The organism is Streptomyces rhizoryzae (assembly GCF_023155275.1).
Classification (GTDB): domain Bacteria; phylum Actinomycetota; class Actinomycetes; order Streptomycetales; family Streptomycetaceae; genus Streptomyces; species Streptomyces rhizoryzae.
This window is the reverse complement of the sequence record NZ_JALMUV010000007.1, coordinates 48,092-67,791: the sequence shown is the minus strand read 5'-3', so window position 1 is coordinate 67,791 and position 19,700 is coordinate 48,092. Positions and strand designations below refer to the sequence as shown.

The following is a 19,700-nucleotide window of genomic DNA, read 5'->3' as shown; positions in this document are numbered from 1 at the left end:
CGAGGGCCTCCGCGGGTGCGGAGACGAGTGCAGCCCCGTCCGTTAGCCGCCCTCCGCACGCTTCCGACGGCTTGTGCGCGTCGAGCTCCTCCACGGCGAACGTATGAGGCGCCCGGCCTCCCCCGGCCGGCCCAACTAAGCGGACAATTAGGGAGCTTGACAGCTAGGAGTCGCGACCGTGAAGCTGGGCCGGATGGATGTAGCCGTGAGTCATGAGGGGTTAACGGAAGCCAGTGCAGCACGAGCGCTGGCATCGGCATGCGGCCAGGTGGGGCTCGCCTCTCAGGCTGCCGATCTGCTGCGGCTGGGCGAGAACGCGATTGGCAATTGCTGATCGGAGGTGTTGACAACGCACACGACAGACGCACCACTCTGGAGGACATTTCCGACGGGCTGAGTCAACTCGAAGTCGAACTCAGCTACAGCGTCGAGGCCGGCGGAGAAATTGGCACGCTCGTCCCGGCCTTACGTGTGGAGAGCTTCCACCAGGAGCTGTTCGCCGCCATAGGAATCACCGAGCGTGCAGCCACCATCGGACAGATGCTCAACCGTCTGGGCAATGCCATCGCAGCCGATCTCACCTCGGTCGAAAGCATGGAGCAGCGCGCCGCCGACCGCCGCCGGGTCCGCACCGTCGTCGCCATCACCTTCGTCACGACCGTCAGCGGAACCTTCAGCCTGCTCTTCGGCTTCTTCGGTATCAACGCCAGCCAAGTCGACCGAAGCCGGTCCATGTTCGACGACCACTACACCCCGATCTACGCGCTGATCGCGACCATCCTCCTCTGCGCCCTCGCGATCTTCGCCGGCATGCGCCTCCAGGAGCGCTGGGAGGAACGCCGCGACCGCAGCAGAACCCGCACCTGGGAAAGCACCCACCGCCTCTTGGCCCGCGAAGCCGGCGCTGTCATCCTCGACCCCGCACCGTCGCCCTCTCCTCTCCCACGCTCTCGCCGACCGGAGAACAGGACCCGGTCCTCACGTACCGCGTCCCGCTGACAGGCCAGGTGCGGGAAAGCCCGCCTGTGACGACTCCGAAGGGCAGCACACGGTGATCAAGGAGCCGCAAGCAGACGGGGTAACGGCTGCCGAAGAGGCGTTCCTGCTGCGTCAGCCATGAGAGCTACCGCTCCACCGTCGTGGGCCACTGTCCACAGCGGGCGGCTGACGGTTCGCTGGGTCGGGGTGAGGTCACGGACCGGTGGGCGTTTGAGGGGGCCGTTATCCGCGGGACGGCCCCATTCAGGCGTGGTCGGCGAGAATGGGTAGCCCTTGCGTTCGCCGGTCCCGCTGATCTGGTGGACACGAGCCGCAGTGAGATTGTGTGAGTGGACGAGCACCGTCGGTGAGGTTATGGGACAAGCCGGCCGGCTAACGCCGCCCCGGTCGCCCTGAAGGCCGTACCCGGCAGCGAGCTGGGCGAGGGTGGCATACCGACGCAGCAGCCAGGAACGCGATCACCGCATGTGACCGACATCTCGCTCGATATCCGACTCGCACTCGACGCCGGAGCTGATTCGCAGCGCGTCAGTGGGTGGGCCCAGGTCCAGAAATCGTCAGCTCAGCAAGATCTCATCGCCGTGACCGGTCACACCACCCGAGGCCCTCACCGTCGGACAGATCGCGCAGATGGGCTCCGAGCTCGGCTCCAACTCCGACCGGCTGCCCGCCGCTGATCCCGAGCGCAAGCGCCCTGTCTGTGAGAGCTTGGTGTACTCCATGGTGACGCACAAAAGAGGGCCATGACCGTAGAGTCACGACCCTCTTCAGGTGTACATGTAGCGCGTGTCCGAGGGGGGACTTGAACCCCCACGCCCGATAAAGGGCACTAGCACCTCAAGCTAGCGCGTCTGCCATTCCGCCACCCGGACTCAGGTGTCTGCCGGGGCGGCCGCTGGGCCGTTCCGACGAGGAAAACAATAGCAAACGTTCGGGGGTGGTCGATCACCCCTGGTCCCGGGCGGGCGCGGGGCTGTGACCAGGGGATGTCGGGAGTATTGCGGCCTTGGGCGGAGCGGGTGGCGGGTGGAGGATGGCGGTGGACGCCCACCGCGGAGTGCCTCGGTGTGCCGCGGTCGTGAACGATGAGGAGGCAGTGTGAGCGAGTCGCAGCCGGCCCGTACGGTCACCGGTGAGGACGAGGTGGTCGATCTGTGCCGGGATCTGATCAGGATCGACACCAGCAATTACGGCGACCACTCGGGGCCGGGGGAGCGCGCCGCTGCCGAGTACGTCGCGGAGAAGCTCGCCGAGGTGGGGCTGGAGCCGCGGATCTTCGAGTCGCACAAGGGGCGGGCCTCGACCGTCGCCCGGATCGAGGGCGAGGACCCCTCGCGGCCTGCGCTGCTGATCCACGGGCACACCGACGTGGTGCCGGCCAACGCGGACGACTGGACCCACGACCCGTTCTCCGGGGAGATCGCGGACGGGTGCGTGTGGGGCCGCGGCGCGGTCGACATGAAGGACATGGACGCGATGACGCTGGCGGTGGTGCGCGACCGGCTGCGTACGGGGCGCAAGCCGCCGCGGGACATCGTGCTGGCGTTCCTGGCGGACGAGGAGGCCGGCGGCACCTATGGCGCGCGGTATCTCGTGGACCACCACCCGGAGCTGTTCGAGGGCGTGACGGAGGCGATCAGCGAGGTCGGCGGCTTCTCGTTCACCGTCAACGAGAACCTCCGGCTGTACCTGATCGAGACGGCCCAGAAGGGCATGCACTGGATGAAGCTGACCGTGGCCGGGACGGCCGGGCACGGTTCGATGATCCACCGGGACAACGCCATCACCGAACTGTCCGAGGCGGTCGGCCGGTTGGGGCGGTACGAGTTCCCGGTGCGGGTCACCAAGACGCTGCGGGCGTTCCTGGACGAGCTGGGGGACGCGCTGGGGACGGAGCTCGACCCGGAGAACATGGACGAGACGCTGGCCAAGCTCGGCGGGATCGCCAAGCTGATCGGGGCGTCGCTGCGGAACACCGCCAACCCCACGCAGCTGGGAGCCGGTTACAAGGTCAACGTGATTCCGGGGGAGGCCACCGCGCACGTCGACGGCCGCTTCCTGCCGGGGTACGAGGAGGAGTTCCTGGCGGACCTGGACCGGCTCCTGGGGCCGCGGGTCAGGCGCGAGGACGTGCACGCGGACAAGGCGCTGGAGACCACCTTCGACGGCGCGCTGGTGGCGGCGATGCAGTCGGCGCTCCAGGCCGAGGACCCGATCGCGCGGGCCGTGCCGTACATGCTCTCCGCGGGGACGGACGCCAAGTCCTTCGACGACCTGGGGATCCGCGGGTTCGGGTTCGCGCCGCTGAAGCTGCCGCCGGAGCTGGACTTCGCGGGGATGTTCCACGGCGTGGACGAGCGGGTGCCGGTGGACGGGCTGAAGTTCGGGGTGCGGGTGCTCGACCGGTTCATCGACCAGAGCTGAGGTACGGGTCCCCGCCACCCGGCGGCGGGGAAACGGTTTTTTGACCTCTGGTGGCGGTGTGTCGACGGGCCTCGGCACGCGCGGGGAGGGTGAAGTCGGTGTGAATTTCCTGCCTTTCGCACTGACTTCGCTGGAAAGAGTGAATGCCGCGATGTGTTCGTAGCTTCAACGGCCCGGCCTTCGTTGAGGTGAGTGCGGTCCGCGGCTGGGACCGCATTGCCTATAAGGAGGAACCATGATCAAGAAGGTCGTCGCCGCTGCTGCGGTCGCCGGTGGAGTGGTACTCGCCGGCGCCGGCCTGGCCGTTGCCGACTCCGGTGCCCAGGGTGCCGCGGTGCACTCGCCCGGCGTCGTCTCCGGCAACGTCGTGCAGATCCCGGTACACGTTCCGGTGAATGCCTGCGGCAACACGATCTCCGTGATCGGTCTGCTGAACCCCGCTTTCGGCAACACCTGTGTGAACCGCTGACGTTATTGATGGTGTATCCGGCCCATTAAGGGGCCGGCCCGGTACGGCTCCGGGATGCCACTTCGGCACCCCGGAGCCGCCGGGCATTTTCGCGGGCGGGTGAAAACTCCCTACGAGGCGGTCCGCGGAGGCGCGAGCGCTCCTCCGCGGGCCGCCACCGGCCCGCTTTCCTGTAAGGCACAAGGCAGGGGAAAACTATGAGACAGGTCGCAAGAAAAGGCCTGATCACCATGGCGGCCGCAGGTGGCGTGCTCGCCATGGCCGCCGGGTACGCGCACGCGGACGCCACGGCCGCGGGCGGCACGGCGCATTCGCCCGGTGTCGGATCCGGTAACGCGATCCAGCTCCCGGTCGACATCCCGGTCAACGCGTGCGGCAACACCGTCGACGTGGTCGGGCTGCTCAACCCGGCGTTCGGCAACAACTGCGCGAACGTCTCCGGCGGCCACCACGGCCACGGGCAGGGCCATGGGCACGGGCACGAGCACGGCCGGGGCGGCGAGCACGGCCGGACCTCCGGCGGGCACGGCGGCGCCACCGCCGCCGGCGGTGCGGTGCACTCGCCCGGCGTCGGGTCCGGCAACGCCGTCCAGGCGCCGATCGACGTCCCCGTCAACGCCTGCGGCAACAGCGTGGACGTCATCGGGCTGCTGAACCCGGCCTTCGGCAATGACTGCGGCACCGTCTCGCCGGCGGGTCCGGGCCGGCCGCACCACCCGGGCGGCCCTGAGCAGCCCGGGCAGCCGCCGGAGCAGGGGCACCACCCCCAGGGCCCCGGCACTCCCCACCACCCGGGGCAGCCGCACCACCCCGGCACCCCGCACCAGCCGGGCCACCCGCACCACCCCGGGACCCCGCAGGCGCCCCGGACGCACGTCCCCCAGGGCCCGCAGGCCCCGGCCACCCCGGTCGCGCGGACGCACCCCGCGGGCGCGTCGCACACCGCCACCGCCCCGGCGCGGCCGGCCGGCCGGTCGCAGCTCGCGCACACCGGTGCCGGGACGCTCGGCTACGCCGTGCCGCTCAGCGCCGGGATGCTGGTCGGGGGCGCGATCCTCTACCGGCGCACGCGCACCGTCCGCCGGTGAGCACCGTCGGATGACGCGGGACGCCCCGGCGTGACCGCATGACGGAGCGGGCCCCGTCCCGGACGGGGCCCGCTCTGCTGCGATCACGGCTTCCCGGTGGTCACCATGTGGCGCGGAGCTGTCGGATGATCCGGCGGCGCAGCCGGACCCGGCGGCTGCCGTCGGGATTGAGACGAAGTCGGTCCAACTCCCAGTGTCCGTACTCGGCGTGGTCGGTCAGCAGGCGTGTGGCGGCCTTGCGGGAGACACCCCGTGGCACATACACATCGCAGAATTCGTATTCCGGCATCGCATCTATTGTGCGGGACCGGCCCCGGTACGGATAGCGTCTGCACTATGTCTGATGCTGCGCAGCCTTCCGCTGCCGAGGTACGTGCCGCCGCTGAGGCGGTCAAAGCCGCGCTGGACCGTCACCTCGACGCGGTCGAACGCCGCTCGGGGCCGGACGACCCCGCCGTCTACGCCGCGTTCGACGAACTCGCCGCGGCGGCGGAGTCCTACGACGAACTGCTCTACGACACCTACGACGAGGTCACCCCCTTCGAGATCCCGGGGAACGACACCCTGCCCGCCTACGCCGGGCCGGAGGAGCCGAGTGCGCTGAGCGTGCTCATCCGGCGCGACTACACCGTCGCCAAGCCGCAGCGCCTGCTGCATCAGGCCCAGCGCATCGCGGCCCTGGACCCGGACGCCGCCGATGACGCGGCCGGCCCCACCGCCGACGCGGCCGCGGTGGTCGGCAGCAGTGTGCACGCCGCGCTCGGGGTGCTGTTCGGGGAGTACGAACCGGACGAGATCGCCTCCCGGCACAAGGAGTTCGGCCTGGAGGAGGGCGACTCCACGCTGTGGGTGGCCGCCGCCGACGAACCGGCCGAACCGGGGGAGTGGCTGGCCGCGCCGTTCGACCAGGCCGATCCGCAGCGGGTGGTGTGCCGCTTCGACGTCAGCTCGGTCTTCGACGAGGAGCTCGACGACGGCGATGACGACGATGACGACGATCTGCTGGAGCCGGCCGACCGGAGGCGGTGAGGCGCGGCGGAACGGGCCCGCGGGGCGGACGGCCGGAGCGCCGCCGCGTGGGCCCGCCGCCGTCCCGGGCGGCGGGCCAGGCGTCAGTCCGCGGCCTGCTCCTCGGCCTGGACGCGCAGCAGCGCCCGCAGCCGGGTGGTGCGCTCCTTGGCGGGGACCTCGGCGACCGCGCGGGCCAGCGCCTGGTCCACGCCCTGGACCACCGACAGGTGCCGTTCGGCGCGGCTGAAGGCGGTGTAGGCCCAGGCGCGGGTCAGGCCGCCGGCGGCGTCGCCGGGGAGCACCACGACCGCGGCGGGCCAGCGCGAACCGGCCGCCTGGTGGGCGGTGAGCGCCCAGCCGTGCCGGACCGCTCCGGCGCCGACCTGCTCGCGCGGCACGACCACGGCGGCGCCCTCGCAGTCCAGGTGCAGGCCGTCCGGGCCGGCGCCGGTGACCGTGCCGGGGAGCGTGCGGCCCCGGGCGGGGGAGTAGGCGACGCGGTCGCCGGGATCGAAGCCGCCGAACCGGCCGGGGCCGGGGTTCAGGCGCTCCTTGAGCGCGGCGTTCAGCGCGCGGGTGCCGGCCGCACCGCCGTGCCCGACCGTGATCACCTGGGTCTGCCCGGCGGGGATACCCAGGGCCCGGGGGACCGAGTCGGCGACCAGCTGGACGGTGCGGTGCACCGCTTCGCCGGCGTCGCGGACGGGGACGGTGACCACTTCCCTGCCGGGCGCCTCGACCTCGCTCAGCTCGCCGATGCCGATGCCCGACACCAGCTCGCCGATCGGCCCGAAGTCCGGGGTGCGGGAGGCGACCTGGGGGCAGAAGCGGGATTGCAGGACGTCCTGGAAGAGCCGGCCGGGGCCGGCGGACCACAGCACGCCCGGGTCGCCGCTGAGCACCAGCCGGGCGCCGTCGGCCAGGGACTCGACGAGCAGCGCGGCGGTCTCCAGATCCAGCTGCGGGGCGTCCAGGACGACCAGGAGGTCCAGGGCGAGGGCGCCGTCCGCGTCCCGGCCCGGTCCCTCCGCGCCGGACAGCAGGCCGGCGACGGTCACCGCGGCGGACGGCAGCCCGCCGTCCCCGGGCGCGGCCTCGGCGAGGTGGGCGGCCAGCCGCCGGCGGCCGTCGGGGGTATGGGTGGCGCCGGCGGCCCGCAGGCCGAGGGCGCGGGCCGCGGCGAGCAGCGCGGCGGGCTCGGCGCGGGCCGCCTCGCCGCCGGTGTGGGCCACCAGGCCGCTGTGCGCGGCGGTGCGGATCAGCTCCGCGGCGGAGGGCGAGGGGGCGGCGTCCGCGGCGGCCTCCCACGCGGCGGCGGAGGGGCGGACCGGCGGGGTGACGGCTCCGGCCTCCGCGGCAGCTCCGGCCGCCCCGGCTGCGCCGTCCTCCCCGGCTTCCGCGCCGTCCCCGCAGCCTCCGGCTTCCGCAGCGTCCCCGGCTTCCGCAGCGTCCCCGGCGTTCCCGGCCTCGGACGTTCCGGTCCCGGGGGCCGCTGCCGTCCCGGGCTCCTCGAAGGTGTTCAGCAGCCGGGCCAGGCCGTCGGCGACGCTCTCCTCGGCCATGGCGAGCCGGTCCAGGCCGAGGAGGACGCGGACCGGCTGCTCCTCGTCCTCGTCCGCGGCGGCCCGGGGGCGGCCGGGGGTGTCCAGGGCGTCCTGGAAGACCAGCACCGCGCCGTCCGCGATGGCGGTCTGGAGGGCCTCGTCCGGCTCCGGGACGGCGCGCTGGGCGAGGGCGGCGCGGAGCGCGGACGCCTCCAGGGCCGAGTGGCCGGCGACCGCGGCCTGCTCCAGCAGCCACACCGTCAGGGCCTGGGCGCGCCGCTCGTCACCGGGCCCGCAGGCGGCGCCGAGCAGTGCGCGGGCGAAGCCGTCGGCCTGCTCGGGGCGCACGCCCGGGACCGCGAGCAGCTGCCAGGGGTCCTCGGCCAGGGCCTCGGCGGCCCGCTCGCCGAGCGTCTCGGCGACCTGCCCGGCCAGTGCCTCGGGGGCGCCGCCGGCCGCGAGCACCCGGCGGACGCCCTCGATACCGGGGCCCGCGGCGACGGCCGGCCGCGGCGGGGCCGCCGGGGCGGGCGGCGCGGGCGGGGCGGCGGCGTCCGGCGCGGGGGGCGCGGAGGGGGCGCCCGGTGCCTCCTGGGCGCCGGGCGGGGGGCTCGCGGGGCGCTGGGCGGCCGGGGCCTGCGGTGCCGGGCGCTGCGGGGCCCGGCCGGGGGCGGCCTCCCCGGGGGCGCCGCCGGGGGCCGGGCGGGCGGCGGGTGCGGCGGCCCGCGGCGCCTCGGCGAAGAACGACGCGGCGGAGCGCTCACCGCTCTCCACGGCCCGCACCGCCGCCGCCAGCGCCGCCACGGACGCGGCGGGGCCGGGCTGTGCCGTGCCGCCGGCCTCGCCGCCCGCCCCGCCGGCGGGCGCGGCCTCCTGCTCGGGCGGGTTGTCGCCGGGGCGGTCGGTAGTCACAGCGTGCTCCAGTCGTGGTCGGGATAGTGGTGCACCGGAGCCGACACATCGTCCAGCGCCCGGCGGATCTCGTCAGGAAGACTAAGCGCCTCCACTGACAACGAGGCCCTGAGCTGCTGCGCCGTGCGCGCACCGAGGATCGGCGCGGTGACGCCGGGGCGGTCGCGGACCCAGGACAGGGCGACCTGGAGCGGGGTGACGGCCAGTCCGTCGGCGGCGGTGGCGACCGCGTCCACGACCCGGCGCGCGGCCTCGTCGAGATACGGCGCGACGAACGGGGCGAGGTGCTCGGAGGCGCCGCGGGAGTCGGCGGGGGTGGCGTGCCGGTACTTGGCCGTCAGCACCCCGCGGCCCAGGGGCGACGACGGCAGCAGACCCAGGCCCAGGTCGCGGGCGGCGGGCAGGACCTCCCGTTCGACGCCGCGCTGGAGGAGGGAGTACTCCATCTGCGTACTGGCCAGGCGGTTGCGGGCGCCCGGCGCGGCCAGCTGCCAGGTGGCGGCCTTGGCGAGCTGCCAGCCGGAGAAGTTCGACAGGCCCACATAGCGCGCCCGGCCGGTGGCCACGGCCTGGTCGAGGGCCTGGAGGGTCTCCTCCAGCGGGGTGTGCGGGTCGAAGGCGTGCAGCTGCCAGAGGTCGACGTAATCGGTGCGCAGGCGCTCCAGGGAGGCGTCGAGGGCGGCGAGGAGATGGCGGCGCGAGCCGTCCACCCGGCGGTCCGGCTCCAGGACGCTGCCGGCCTTGGTGGCGATCACCAGGTCCTGGCGCGGAACGAGATCCTCCAGGAGCCGGCCGAGGAGGTATTCGGCCCCGCCGTCGGCGTAGATGTCGGCGGTGTCGACGAGGGTGCCGCCGGCCTCCCAGAACGTCTTGAGCTGGTCGGCGGCGTCCTGCTCGCCGGTGTCGCGCGCCCAGTTCAGGGTGCCGAGGCCGAGGCGGGAGACGCGCAGGCCCGTGCGGCCGAGGTGCCTTTGCTCCATGGGCCCAGACATTACGCGCCGGGCCCGGCGATCAGGGGACCTGTGGACAACCGCCGCCCGGTGGGCGCGCGGCGGCGTGCGGCCCGCCGGTGACGGCCGCCGCACCCGCACGCTAGAGTCCCCGGAACAGCGACGTTACTGATGGGTAAGGGGAGCGGCATGAGGCTTGGCATCAACCTCGGCTACTGGGGCGCCGGCATGGACTCCGACAATCTCGCGGTGGCGCAGGAGGCCGACCGCCTCGGCTACGCGGTCTGCTGGGCGGCCGAGGCGTACGGCTCCGACGCCCCCACCGTACTCTCCTGGGTGGCCGCGCAGACCGAGCGGATCGACGTCGGCTCGGCGATCTTCCAGATCCCCGCCCGGACGCCCGCGATGACCGCGATGACCGCGGCGACCCTGGACTCCCTCTCCGGCGGCCGCTTCCGGCTCGGCCTGGGCGTCTCCGGCCCGCAGGTCTCCGAGGGCTGGTACGGCGTGAAGTTCGACAAGCCGCTGGCCCGCACCCGGGAGTACGTGGAGATCGTCCGCAAGGCCATGGCCCGCGAGCGGCTCTCCTACGAGGGCGAGCACTGGACGCTGCCGCTGCCCGGCGGCCCCGGCAAGCCGCTGAAGCTCACCGTCCACCCGCAGCGCGAGCACATCCCGCTGTACATCGCCGCGATCGGCCCGAAGAACCTCCGGCAGACCGGCGAGATCGCCGACGGCGCGCTGCTGATCTTCCCCTCCGCCGAGCACCTGGAGGAGACCGCGCTCGCCCCCCTCCGGGAGGGCCGGCAGGCCGCCGGGAAGACCATGGACGGCTTCGACGTCTGCCCCACCCTCCCGCTGGCCCTCGGCGCGGACTCCGACGTCAGCGCGCTCGCCGACCAGTTCCGCCCGTACACCGCGCTCTACGTCGGCGGGATGGGCAGCCGCAAGCAGAACTTCTACAACCGGCTGGCGCAGCGCATGGGCTACGAGAAGGAGGCCGCCGAGATCCAGGACAAGTACCTGTCCGGTGACAAGGACGGCGCCGCCGCGGCCGTCCCGGAGCGCCTGATCGACCAGACCGCCCTGCTCGGTTCGGTCGAGCGGATCGCCGAGCGGATGCAGGCGTACGCCGCCGCGGGCGTGACCACGCTGACGCTGGCGCCGGCCGGCTGGACGCTGGAGGAGCGGGTGGCCGCGCTGCGCGCCGGCACCGAGGCCCTGGAGCGCGCCGGGCTGGCCTGAGGCCGCGGCCTCCGCACGAAGGCCCGGCACGGGAGCGTGCCGGGCCTTCTTCGTGGCGCTGCGGCCGTGGTGGGGGCTCGGGGGTCTTCCCCGCCACGGCCGTCACGGAGCACAACGCCCCGACCTGCGGGCGGGTTACGCGGCCGGCGGCGGGCGGGTCAGGCGAACGGGTGCCGCGCCCGTGGCCCCCGGTTGCCGGGCCCCGGCCGGGGCGGGTGGCCGGTGCCGCCCGCGGGTCCGTTCGGAGGTGACGTTGATGTTCTCGGCCCGGCGCCTGTTCCGGGAGATCCTCGACGACGACGCCGCCTACCGCCTCTTCTGCTCCATCGCGGCCGGCGGCGAGGCCCGGGGCGGCTGGGAGAACGGCCGGATCGCCGCCCTGCTCCCGGCCGCCCTGAGCGACCTGGCGCCCAAGGTCGCCCGGCACGGCGCCGACGAGGACAAGCACGGCCGGATCTTCCGGGCCCTGCTGCGCCGGCGCGGACTGACACCCACCGCGGTCCCCGCTGCGAGCGGCTGGCCGGCTGGCGGCGGATGGTCAGCCTGCGGATGCCCGAGCGGCGCGACGCGCTGGGCGGACCGGCCGCCCCCGCACCGGAGTTCGCCTGAGCGGGCCGGCCGCCGGCGCCCGCCGGGACGTCGCGCTCACAGCCAGCCGCGGCGCTTGAACAGCCGGTACAGCGACACCTCGATGACCGCCATCACCAGCAGGATCGCCGGGTACCCCAGCGACCAGTTCAGCTCCGGCATGTCGCGGAAGTTCATGCCGTAGATGCCGGCGATCAGGGTCGGTACGGCGGCCAGCGCCGCCCAGGCGGAGATCTTGCGCATGTCGTCGTTCTGCCGGACGCCCATCTGCGCCAGGTGGGCGGCCAGCACGTCGGACAGCAGCCGGTCCAGGCCCTCCACCGACTCGTTGGCGCGGGTCAGGTGGTCGCCGACGTCCCGGAAGAACGGCCGGGCCTGGTCGTGGACGAAGGGCACGCCCGGGCTCTGGAGGCGCGCCATCGGCTCGGCCAGCGGGACGGTGGCCCGGCGGAACTCCATGATCTCGCGCTTGAAGGTGTAGATCCGCATCGCGGTGTGCCGGGTCTCCCGGCGGATCGGCGCGAACACCTCCGCCTCCAACTCCTCCAGGTCCAGCTGGAGTTCCGCGGCCACCTCGATGTAGTGGTCGACCACCGCGTCGCTGACCGCGTACAGCACCGCGCCCGGGCCGTGCCGGAGGATCTCCGGGTGGTGCTCCAGCCGCTGCCGGACCGCCGCCAGCGGGCTGGCCGTGCCGTGCCGGACGGTGACCACGAACGAGTCGCCGACGAAGACCATCAGCTCCGAGGCGGTGACGGTGTCCGCGGTGACGTCGTAGGTGATCGGTTTGAGCACCACGAACAGCGAGTCGTCGTAGACCTCCAGCTTCGGCCGCTGGTGGGCGTTGAGGGCGTCCTCCACGGCCAGCGGATGCAGCCGGAACTCGCTGCTGACCTGGTCGAACTCGTGCTGGGTGGGCTCGTACATGCCCAGCCACAGGAAGGAGCGGCCCTCCGCCCGCGCCGCGTCCAGCGCGCGGGAGAAATCCGTCGCGCACTCATGGCGGCGGCCCTCGCGGTAGATGGCGCAGTCCACGATCACACCAGGCATTCTCACCCGCCGCCCGGCCGCCTGCCCGGGGAAGCCGGCAGCGGGGCGGCGGGACGGCGGCGCCACCACCTAGGCTGGCGGTCATGCCCACGCTGATCCTGGTGCGGCACGGCCGCTCCACCGCCAACACCGCCGGCGTCCTCGCCGGCCGGACTCCCGGCGTCGCCCTCGACGAGCGGGGCGCCGCGCAGGCCGCGGCGCTGCCCGGCCGCCTCGCCGGGATCCCGCTGGCCCTCGCCGTCTCCAGCCCCCTCCAGCGCTGCCGGGAGACCCTGGCGCCGCTGCTCGCGGCCCGCCCCGGGCTGCGCCTGGCCACCGACGAGCGGATCACCGAGTGCGACTACGGCGACTGGTCGGGCCGCAAGCTCGCCGAGCTGGCCGACGAGCCGCTGATGGAGACCGTCCAGCAGCACCCTTCCGCCGCCGGGTTCCCCGGCGGCGAGCCGATGCGGGAGATGCAGAACCGCGCGGTGGCCGCGGTCCGGGAGTGGAACGACCGGGTCGCCGAGCAGGCCGGTGCCGAAGCGGTCTACCTGATGTGCTCGCACGGTGACATCATCAAATCCCTGGTCGCCGACGCCCTGGGCCTGCACCTCGACCTCTTCCAGCGGATCTCCGTCGAGCCGTGCTCGGTGACCGTGGTCCGCTACACCCGGCTGCGCCCCTACCTGGTCCGGCTCGGCGACACCGGCGACCTCGCCTCGCTGGTGCCGCGGGAGGACGGCACCGCCGGGAGCGAGCGGGACGCGGCCGTGGGAGGCGGTGCGGGCGCAGCGTGATCAGCGGGCGCAGTAGGGTGGTGCGACGGCGCTGCCCGCGACGCCCCGGTGTCCGCGCGGCGGCCTTGAGGACGCAGCGACCCACTGACCCAGCAGTTCGAGACAATCGGAGCAGGACGTTGTCCCGTCAGGTGTTCTTCTACGACCTACCGGACCGCTTCGTGGCCGGTACGGTCGGGCTGCCTGGCCGCCGTAGCTTCTTCCTCCAGGCCAGCGCGGGCGGCCGGACCACCAGCGTCGCCCTGGAGAAGACGCAGGTGGCGGCGCTCGCCGAGCGGATCGAGGAGCTGCTGGACGAGGTGGTCCGGCGCAGCGGCGGCAGCGCCCCGGTGCCCGCGGTCTCCCCGTCCGAGATGGCCGACACCGCACCGCTCCAGATGCCGGTGGAGGAGGAGTTCCGGGTCGGCACCATGGCGCTGGCCTGGGACGGCGAGGCCGAGCGGATGATCGTCGAGGCCCAGGCGCTGGTCGAACTGGACGCCGACAGCGACGAGGACCTCGCCGACGCCGAGGAGCGGCTGCTCCAGGACGACGAGAACGGCCCGCCGATGCTCCGGGTGCGGCTGACCGGCACGATGGCCCGGGCGTTCGCCAAGCGCGCGCTGGACGTCGTCAACGCCGGCCGCCCGCCGTGCCCGCTGTGCAGCCTGCCGCTCGACCCGGAAGGACACGTATGTCCGCGCCAGAACGGATACCGGCGGGACGCCTGAGCCCCGTGGAGCCCGCCACCGCCGACGGCGGCCGGGCCGCCGAGCCCGCCGCGCCCGCCGGTGAGCCGGCCGGAAGCCTGGCGCCGGACCTGCTCGCCCGCGGCGAGCTGACCGTCCGCGGCCGGATCCCCGACGCCTCCAACGCCGTCCTGTACTGCACCGTCGCCCTCGACGGGCGCACCGCCGACTGCGTCTACAAGCCGGTCGCCGGCGAGCGCCCGCTGTGGGACTTCCCCGACGGCACGCTCGCCGAGCGCGAGGTCGCCGCGTACGAGGTCGCCCGGGCCTGCGGCTGGGACCTCATCCCGACCACGGTGCTGCGCGACGGCCCGTACGGGACCGGCATGGTGCAGGAGTGGATCGCGCCGCCCGGGGACGGCGACGAGGTGCCCGAGCTGCTGGCGCTGGTCGCCGAGGACGAGCCGGCGCCGGGCTGGAAGGCGGTCGGCCGCGCGGAGATCGGCGCCGGCCGCACCGCGCTGCTGGTCCACGCCGACCACCCGCGGCTGCGGCGGCTGGCGGTGCTGGACGCGGTGATCAACAACGGTGACCGCAAGGGCGGCCACCTGCTGCCCGCGGCCGGCGGCTCGTTCTTCGCGATCGACCACGGGGTGACGTTCCACTCCGACGACAAGCTGCGCACCCTGCTGTGGGGCTGGGCCGGGGAGCCGCTGACCGACGAGGCGCGGACGGTGCTGGCCGGTCTGCGGACGGCGCTGGCGGACGCGGCACCGCTCGCCGCCCGACTGGCCGAGCTGATCACCGGTGCGGAGCTGGCGGCGGTGCGGGCGCGGGTCGAGGGGCTGCTGCGCAGCGGCCGGCACCCGGAGCCGAGCGGGGAGTGGCCGGCGATCCCCTGGCCGCCGGTCTGAGCCGCCCGACCCGGGGGCGGTGCCGCGGGCAGCTGCCGTCGGCACACCCTGCGGCAGAACACAAGACCGCCTTTCCGGCCAGAGACGCACTCCGGTTCGTATGCGGAAGCGGCGTCCGGTTACGCTCAAGGCATGCATGCATGGCCCGCTTCTGAGGTCCCCGCCCTGCCCGGTCAGGGCCGCGACCTGAGGATCCACGACACCGCGACCGGCGGACGGGTAACCCTCGACCCCGGTCCCGTCGCCCGTATCTACGTCTGCGGCATCACGCCGTACGACGCCACCCACATGGGGCACGCGGCGACCTACAACGCGTTCGACCTCGTGCAGCGCGTGTGGCTCGACACGAAGCGCCAAGTGCACTACGTGCAGAACGTCACCGACGTCGACGACCCGCTGCTGGAGCGGGCGGTGGCCACCGGCGACGACTGGACCGCGCTCGCCGAGCGCGAGACCGCCCTGTTCCGCGAGGACATGACGGCGCTGCGGATGCTGCCGCCGCGCCAGTACATAGGCGCGGTGGAGTCCATACCCGCCATCGTCCCGCTGGTGGAGCGGCTGCGCGACGCCGGCGCCGCCTACGAACTCGACGGCGACATCTACTTCTCGGTGGCCTCCGACCCGCACTTCGGGGAGGTCTCCGGCCTGGACGCCGAGGCCATGCGGCGGCTGTCCGCCGAGCGCGGCGGCGACCCGGAGCGCGAGGGCAAGAAGAACCCGCTCGACCCGATGCTGTGGATGGCCGCCCGGGACGGCGAGCCGAGCTGGGACGGCAGGACGCTGGGCCGCGGCCGGCCCGGCTGGCACATCGAGTGCGTCGCCATCGCCCTGGAGCACCTCGGGATGGGCTTCGACGTCCAGGGCGGCGGCTCCGACCTGGCGTTCCCGCACCACGAGATGGGCGCCTCGCACGCCCAGGCGCTGACCGGCGAACACCCCTTCGCCAAGGCGTACGTGCACGCGGGGATGGTCGCCCTGAACGGCGAGAAGATGTCCAAGTCCAAGGGCAACCTCGTCTTCGTCTCGAAGCTGCGCCGGGACGGCATCGACCCGGCCGCGATCCGCCTGACGCTGCTGGCCCACCACTACCGCAGCGACTGGGAGTGGACCGACGCGGTGCTGGACGAGGCCGAGGCGCGGCTGGCCCGCTGGCGGTCGGCGGTCTCCCGCCCCGACGGGCCGCCCGCCGAGGCGCTGCTGGCCGAGATCCGCGCCGCCCTGGCCGACGACCTCGACGCGCCGGCCGCGCTGGCCGCGGTGGACCGCTGGGCCGCCGCGCAGGAAACCTCCGGCGGTACGGACGAGAGCGCCCCCGGGCTGGTCTCCCGGGCGGTGGACGCGCTGCTGGGCGTGGCGCTGTAACGGACCGGACGCGCCGAGGGGCGCCCCGCCGCGAGGGCGGGGCGCCCCTCTTTCCGTGTCCTGGCCCGGCCTGCCGGGTCCCGTACCGCGGCTCCGGCTCCGGCTGTCCGGCCGGGCCGGCGCGGCCGGTCAGCGCTCCTGGCCGGTGTCCTCCGGACCGTCGCCGTCCGCGCCGTCGGACCGCTCGCCGCCGTCCTCGCCGGTGCGCGGGCCGCCGGACGCCTTCGGCGGCGCGGACTCCTCCGGCGGCCGGGGCTCGCGCGGCTCCTTGGGCGCCGGGCGCGGGGGCCGGGTGCGGCCGCCGCCGGTGTCGCGGCGGTACGGGCCCTCGCGGCCGTCGGCGACGCCGCCGTCGGTGGCCACCCCGGGGCCGGCCTGGGGGTCGCGGCGGCGCAGATAGCGCTCGAACTCGCGGGCGATCGCCTCGCCGGACGCCTCCGGCAGATCGGCGGTGTCCCGGGCCTCCTCCAGCGACTGGACGTACTCGGCCACCTCGCTGTCCTCGGCGGCGAGTTGGTCCACGCCCAGCTGCCAGGCGCGGGCGTCCTCGGTCAGCTCGCCCAGCGGTATCCGCAGGTCGAGCAGGTCCTCCAGGCGGTTGAGGAGGGCGAGGGTGGCCTTGGGGTTGGGCGGCTGGGAGACGTAGTGCGGCACCGCGGCCCACAGGCTGACGGCCGGGACCCCGGCGTGCGTGCACGCCTCCTGGAGGATGCCGACGATCCCCGTGGGGCCCTCGTAGCGGGACTCCTCCAGATCCAGCCGGCGCGCCAGGTCCGCGTCGGAGCTGACGCCGCTGACCGGGACCGGCCGGGTGTGCGGGGTGTCGCCCAGCAGTGAGCCCAGCACCACCACCATCTCGACGCCCAACTCGTGGGCGAAGCCGAGGAGTTCGTTGCAGAACGAGCGCCAGCGCATGCTCGGCTCGATGCCGCGGACCAGGACCAGGTCGCGGGGCCGGCCCTTGCCGTCGGAGTCGGCGATCCGGACCACGGACAGCCGGGTGGTGGGCCAGGTGATCTTGCGGACGCCGTTCTCCAGGAAGACCGTCGGGCGGTTCACCTGGAAGTCGTAGTAGTCCTCCGCGTCGAGCGCGGCGAAGACCTCGCCCTTCCATTCCCGGTCCAGGTGTGCGACCGCGGCGGAGGCGGCGTCGCCGGCGTCGTTCCAGCCTTCGAACGCGGCCACCATGACCGGGTCGATCAGCTCGGGCACCCCCTCCAGCTCGATCACCCAGCGCCTCCTTCCGGCCGGCCGGGCCGTCTGGGGCGGCCGCCGGCAGCAGTTCCGTTGCGTGCGCTCCCAAGCCTACGGCTTCCGCGGTGCCGGTCCGCAGCCCCTTTGCGAGCGTGTGTACGGGAGGGCCGGGAAAGGCCCGATGCCCGCCGGGTCGTGGACACGGCGTCCGGATCCCGCCAGCGCCGTCCGGCGCCCTGCCGCAGGATCGAGCCGTACCGCGGAGGAAGGCCCCGGAAGCCCGCAAAGCGGCCGGAAGCCTCCCAACGCGGTGCGTACGGCATGGATTTGACAGATGGATGGAAAAGGTGAGGACGATGACGACGACCACGGCACCCGCCCCCGGCACCCGCCCGCTGGCCGGCAAGGCGGCCCTGGTGACCGGCGGCAGCCGGGGCATCGGCGCGGCGATCGCGGAGCGGCTGGCGGCCGACGGGGCGGCGGTGGCACTGACGTACCACAGCCGGGACGACCTGGCCGACCAGGTCGTCAAGCGGATCGGGGAGGCCGGCGGGCGGGCGTGGGCGGTACGGGCCGACGCCGCGGACCCGGAGGCGGTGCGTGCCTCGGTCGCCGCCGCGGCCGACCGGTTCGGGCGCCTGGACATCCTGGTCAACAACGCGGGCGCCGGCGTCCTGGGGCCCTTCGAGCAGATCGCGGCGGACGACGTGGACCGGGTGCTGGCGACCAACGTCCGGGGCCCGTTCCTGGCCGCCCAGGCCGCGGCCGCGCACCTGGCCGAGGGCGGCCGGATCGTCTCGATCGGCAGCTGCATGGCCGAACGGGCGGCGTTCCCCGGCGGCTCCCTCTACGCCACCAGCAAGGCCGCGCTGACCGGTCTGACCAAGGCGCTGGCCCGCGAACTGGGCCCGCGCGGGATCACCGTCAACCTCGTCCACCCCGGGCCCATCGACACCGACATGAACCCGGCGGACGGTGAGCACGCCGGTCTCCAGGCCGGGTTGACCGCCCTCGGCGCCTACGGGCGGCCCGCGGACGTGGCGGCGACGGTGGCCCACCTGGCGGGCGAGGGCGGCCGGTACATCACCGGCGCCGCGATCGCGGTGGACGGCGGGTTCGCGGTCTGAGCGGGCCGGCGGCGGGCGGCGGTGGCACCGGGGGCCGGCTCAGCGCCCCTCCCCGGTGCCGTCCGCTCCGCCGTCCTCCCACAGGGTGCTGGGGGCCTCCCGGCGCACCACCGGGGCGATCTCCTCGGCGAACCGCTGGAGGGTCTCCAGCTGCTCGGCGAGCGGCAGCCCGAAGCCGTCCACGGTGACCGACTGGAGATCGTGCCCGTACGCCGCGTGGAAGCCGAGGATCTTGTCGATGATCTGCTGCGGGGAGCCGATCAGCGCCGGGCCGTCGGCGAGGGCGTCCTCGATGGTGCGGAACGGGGTGTTGTAGCCGGCCCGGCCGGCCAGGTGCGGCCGGAAGCTCTGCGCGACCTTCGCCTCGTAGAGGTCCTTGTAGCGGGCGATCGCGGCCCGTTCGGTATCCGCGATCAGCAGACCGCCGGAGCCGGCGGCCACCCGGGCCCGCGCCGGGTCGTGCCCGTACGCGGCGAACCGCTCGCGGTAGTAGGCGATCAGCCGGGCGTAGGCGGCGCGCGGCTGGATCGCGTTGGCGGTGAACAGCGGATCGCCGTGCCGGGCGGCGAGTTCGGGGGAGGTGCGGCTGGTGGCGGAGCCGTGCCAGATCCGCGGCGGGCCGCCGTACGGGCGGGGCAGGGTCGTGGTGTTCTTCAGGGGCGGCCGGAACTCGCCCGCCCAGTCCACGTGTTCCTCGCTCCACAGCCGGCGCAGCAGCCCGTACTTCTCGGCCTGGAGGTCCCACTGCCGCTCCTCGTCGAGCCCGAAGAGGTCGAAGTGCCCGGCCTCCGCGCCCTTGCCGATGACCAGTTCCAGCCGGCCGCGGGAGAGCTGGCTGAGGGTGGCGTAGTCCTCGGCGACCCGCACCGGGTCGAGCACCGCCAGGACCGTGACGCCGGTCTGGAGCCGGATCCGGGACGTCCGGGCGGCCAGCGCGCCCAGCACCACCGACGGGCTGGAGGAGAGGAACGGCCCGGCGTGCCGCTCGCCGACCGCGTACGCGTCGAAACCCAGCCGCTCGGCCGCCACGCCGGCCTCCACCACCTCGGCGAACCGGTCGGCGGCGGTGGGGAGGTGGCCGGTCAGCGGGTGCGGAGCGTGGCCGATGAGGGAGAGCACGGAGAATTTCACGGTGTCCTTCCGGCGGGAGGGGCGCGGCGCGCCGGCCGCGGTTCCGCCGGGGCGGCGCGGGGGCCCCTCCCACTGTGCGCGCGGGACGTTGCCGCCGTGTGTCGGCCGCGTGGCGGGCCGGCGTGCACGGGGCGCGCGGCCGCCGGGAACGCCGATGGGGCGGCCCCCCGGCCGCCGGGAACGCCGATGGGGCGGCCCCCCGGCCGCCCCATCACCGTGCGCCGCCCGGCCTTCTGACGGGCCGT

Annotated in this window: 17 protein-coding genes, 1 tRNA gene and 1 pseudogene; 12 read left to right on the top strand and 7 right to left on the bottom strand. The window is 74.3% G+C overall.

The window, feature by feature from the left end; translation table 11 throughout:
- Nucleotides 1-327: 327 nt before the first annotated feature.
- On the top strand, nucleotides 328-999 hold the full coding sequence (locus tag MUU72_RS08520) for a hypothetical protein (RefSeq protein WP_248012540.1): 672 nt from the start codon (nucleotides 328-330) through the stop codon (nucleotides 997-999).
- A gap of 787 nt (nucleotides 1,000-1,786) precedes the next feature.
- Here MUU72_RS08520 and MUU72_RS08515 read toward each other — a convergent pair.
- A tRNA-Leu gene (locus tag MUU72_RS08515) sits at nucleotides 1,787-1,871 on the bottom strand.
- A gap of 226 nt (nucleotides 1,872-2,097) precedes the next feature.
- Here MUU72_RS08515 and MUU72_RS08510 point away from each other — a divergent pair.
- The 3 genes from MUU72_RS08510 (at nucleotide 2,098) to MUU72_RS08500 (ending at nucleotide 4,980) form a co-directional block, all read left to right on the top strand.
- Nucleotides 2,098-3,423, top strand: coding sequence for a M20/M25/M40 family metallo-hydrolase (locus tag MUU72_RS08510; RefSeq protein WP_248012539.1), 1,326 nt, complete (start codon nucleotides 2,098-2,100; stop codon nucleotides 3,421-3,423).
- A 235-nt stretch (nucleotides 3,424-3,658) separates the two neighbouring features.
- Nucleotides 3,659-3,892 carry a chaplin ChpH gene (gene chpH, locus MUU72_RS08505; RefSeq protein WP_248012538.1) on the top strand — a complete coding sequence of 78 codons (234 nt, stop codon included), beginning with the start codon at nucleotides 3,659-3,661 and terminating at the stop codon, nucleotides 3,890-3,892.
- Nucleotides 3,893-4,089: 197 nt separating this feature from the next.
- Entirely contained in the window at nucleotides 4,090-4,980 is an 891-nt protein-coding gene (locus tag MUU72_RS08500; protein WP_248012537.1) for a chaplin, read from the top strand.
- 100 nt (nucleotides 4,981-5,080) lie between these two features.
- On the opposite strand, the gene MUU72_RS08495 is transcribed toward MUU72_RS08500, so the two are convergent.
- Nucleotides 5,081-5,269, bottom strand: coding sequence for a DUF5703 family protein (locus MUU72_RS08495; protein WP_018537156.1), 189 nt, complete (start codon nucleotides 5,267-5,269; stop codon nucleotides 5,081-5,083).
- 47 nt (nucleotides 5,270-5,316) lie between these two features.
- Here MUU72_RS08495 and MUU72_RS08490 point away from each other — a divergent pair, with 47 nt between their 5' ends.
- Nucleotides 5,317-6,009, top strand: a complete 693-nt coding sequence (locus MUU72_RS08490; protein ID WP_248012536.1) for a hypothetical protein — start codon at nucleotides 5,317-5,319, stop codon at nucleotides 6,007-6,009.
- 83 nt (nucleotides 6,010-6,092) lie between these two features.
- Here the strand turns inward: MUU72_RS08490 and MUU72_RS08485 are convergent, their stop codons facing one another.
- Nucleotides 6,093-8,459, bottom strand: a complete 2,367-nt coding sequence (locus MUU72_RS08485) for a helix-hairpin-helix domain-containing protein (RefSeq protein WP_282503835.1) — start codon at nucleotides 8,457-8,459, stop codon at nucleotides 6,093-6,095.
- A complete protein-coding gene (locus MUU72_RS08480; protein ID WP_248012534.1) occupies nucleotides 8,444-9,427 on the bottom strand; it encodes an aldo/keto reductase in 984 nt (327 codons plus the stop codon). Before MUU72_RS08480 ends, MUU72_RS08485 begins: the two co-directional genes overlap by 16 nt.
- Nucleotides 9,428-9,586: 159 nt before the next feature.
- On the opposite strand from MUU72_RS08480, the gene MUU72_RS08475 reads away from it, so the two are divergent.
- Complete coding sequence (locus tag MUU72_RS08475; RefSeq protein ID WP_248012533.1) at nucleotides 9,587-10,642, top strand: LLM class F420-dependent oxidoreductase; 1,056 nt, start codon at nucleotides 9,587-9,589, stop codon at nucleotides 10,640-10,642.
- Nucleotides 10,643-10,898: 256 nt separating this feature from the next.
- A pseudogene (locus MUU72_RS08470) lies at nucleotides 10,899-11,147 on the top strand (ferritin-like domain-containing protein); the annotation flags it as partial.
- A 140-nt stretch (nucleotides 11,148-11,287) separates the two neighbouring features.
- On the opposite strand, the gene corA reads toward MUU72_RS08470, so the two are convergent.
- On the bottom strand, nucleotides 11,288-12,280 hold the full coding sequence (gene corA / locus MUU72_RS08465) for a magnesium/cobalt transporter CorA (RefSeq protein WP_248012532.1): 993 nt from the start codon (nucleotides 12,278-12,280) through the stop codon (nucleotides 11,288-11,290).
- Between the two features lie 83 nt (nucleotides 12,281-12,363).
- Between corA and MUU72_RS08460 the strand changes: the two genes are divergently transcribed.
- The 4 genes from MUU72_RS08460 to mshC all read left to right on the top strand — a co-directional run bounded on the left by MUU72_RS08460 (nucleotide 12,364) and on the right by mshC (nucleotide 16,003).
- On the top strand, nucleotides 12,364-13,059 hold the full coding sequence (locus MUU72_RS08460; protein ID WP_248012531.1) for a histidine phosphatase family protein: 696 nt from the start codon (nucleotides 12,364-12,366) through the stop codon (nucleotides 13,057-13,059).
- Nucleotides 13,060-13,178: 119 nt separating this feature from the next.
- Nucleotides 13,179-13,769: a DUF3090 domain-containing protein gene (locus tag MUU72_RS08455; RefSeq protein WP_248012530.1), complete on the top strand. Its 591-nt coding sequence runs from the start codon at nucleotides 13,179-13,181 to the stop codon at nucleotides 13,767-13,769.
- Nucleotides 13,733-14,641, top strand: a complete 909-nt coding sequence (locus MUU72_RS08450) for an SCO1664 family protein (RefSeq protein ID WP_248012529.1) — start codon at nucleotides 13,733-13,735, stop codon at nucleotides 14,639-14,641. Before MUU72_RS08455 ends, MUU72_RS08450 begins: the two co-directional genes overlap by 37 nt.
- A 132-nt stretch (nucleotides 14,642-14,773) precedes the next feature.
- On the top strand, nucleotides 14,774-16,003 hold the full coding sequence (gene mshC / locus MUU72_RS08445) for a cysteine--1-D-myo-inosityl 2-amino-2-deoxy-alpha-D-glucopyranoside ligase (RefSeq protein WP_248012528.1): 1,230 nt from the start codon (nucleotides 14,774-14,776) through the stop codon (nucleotides 16,001-16,003).
- Between the two features lie 129 nt (nucleotides 16,004-16,132).
- Here mshC and MUU72_RS08440 read toward each other — a convergent pair whose 3' ends face one another.
- Nucleotides 16,133-17,233 carry a PAC2 family protein gene (locus MUU72_RS08440; protein WP_248012527.1) on the bottom strand — a complete coding sequence of 367 codons (1,101 nt, stop codon included), beginning with the start codon at nucleotides 17,231-17,233 and terminating at the stop codon, nucleotides 16,133-16,135.
- A 320-nt stretch (nucleotides 17,234-17,553) separates the two neighbouring features.
- Here MUU72_RS08440 and MUU72_RS08435 point away from each other — a divergent pair, with 320 nt between their 5' ends.
- Nucleotides 17,554-18,324, top strand: a complete 771-nt coding sequence (locus MUU72_RS08435; RefSeq protein ID WP_248012526.1) for an SDR family oxidoreductase — start codon at nucleotides 17,554-17,556, stop codon at nucleotides 18,322-18,324.
- 39 nt (nucleotides 18,325-18,363) lie between these two features.
- On the opposite strand, the gene MUU72_RS08430 is transcribed toward MUU72_RS08435, so the two are convergent.
- Nucleotides 18,364-19,455: an LLM class flavin-dependent oxidoreductase gene (locus MUU72_RS08430; protein WP_248012525.1), complete on the bottom strand. Its 1,092-nt coding sequence runs from the start codon at nucleotides 19,453-19,455 to the stop codon at nucleotides 18,364-18,366.
- Nucleotides 19,456-19,700: the final 245 nt, after the last annotated feature.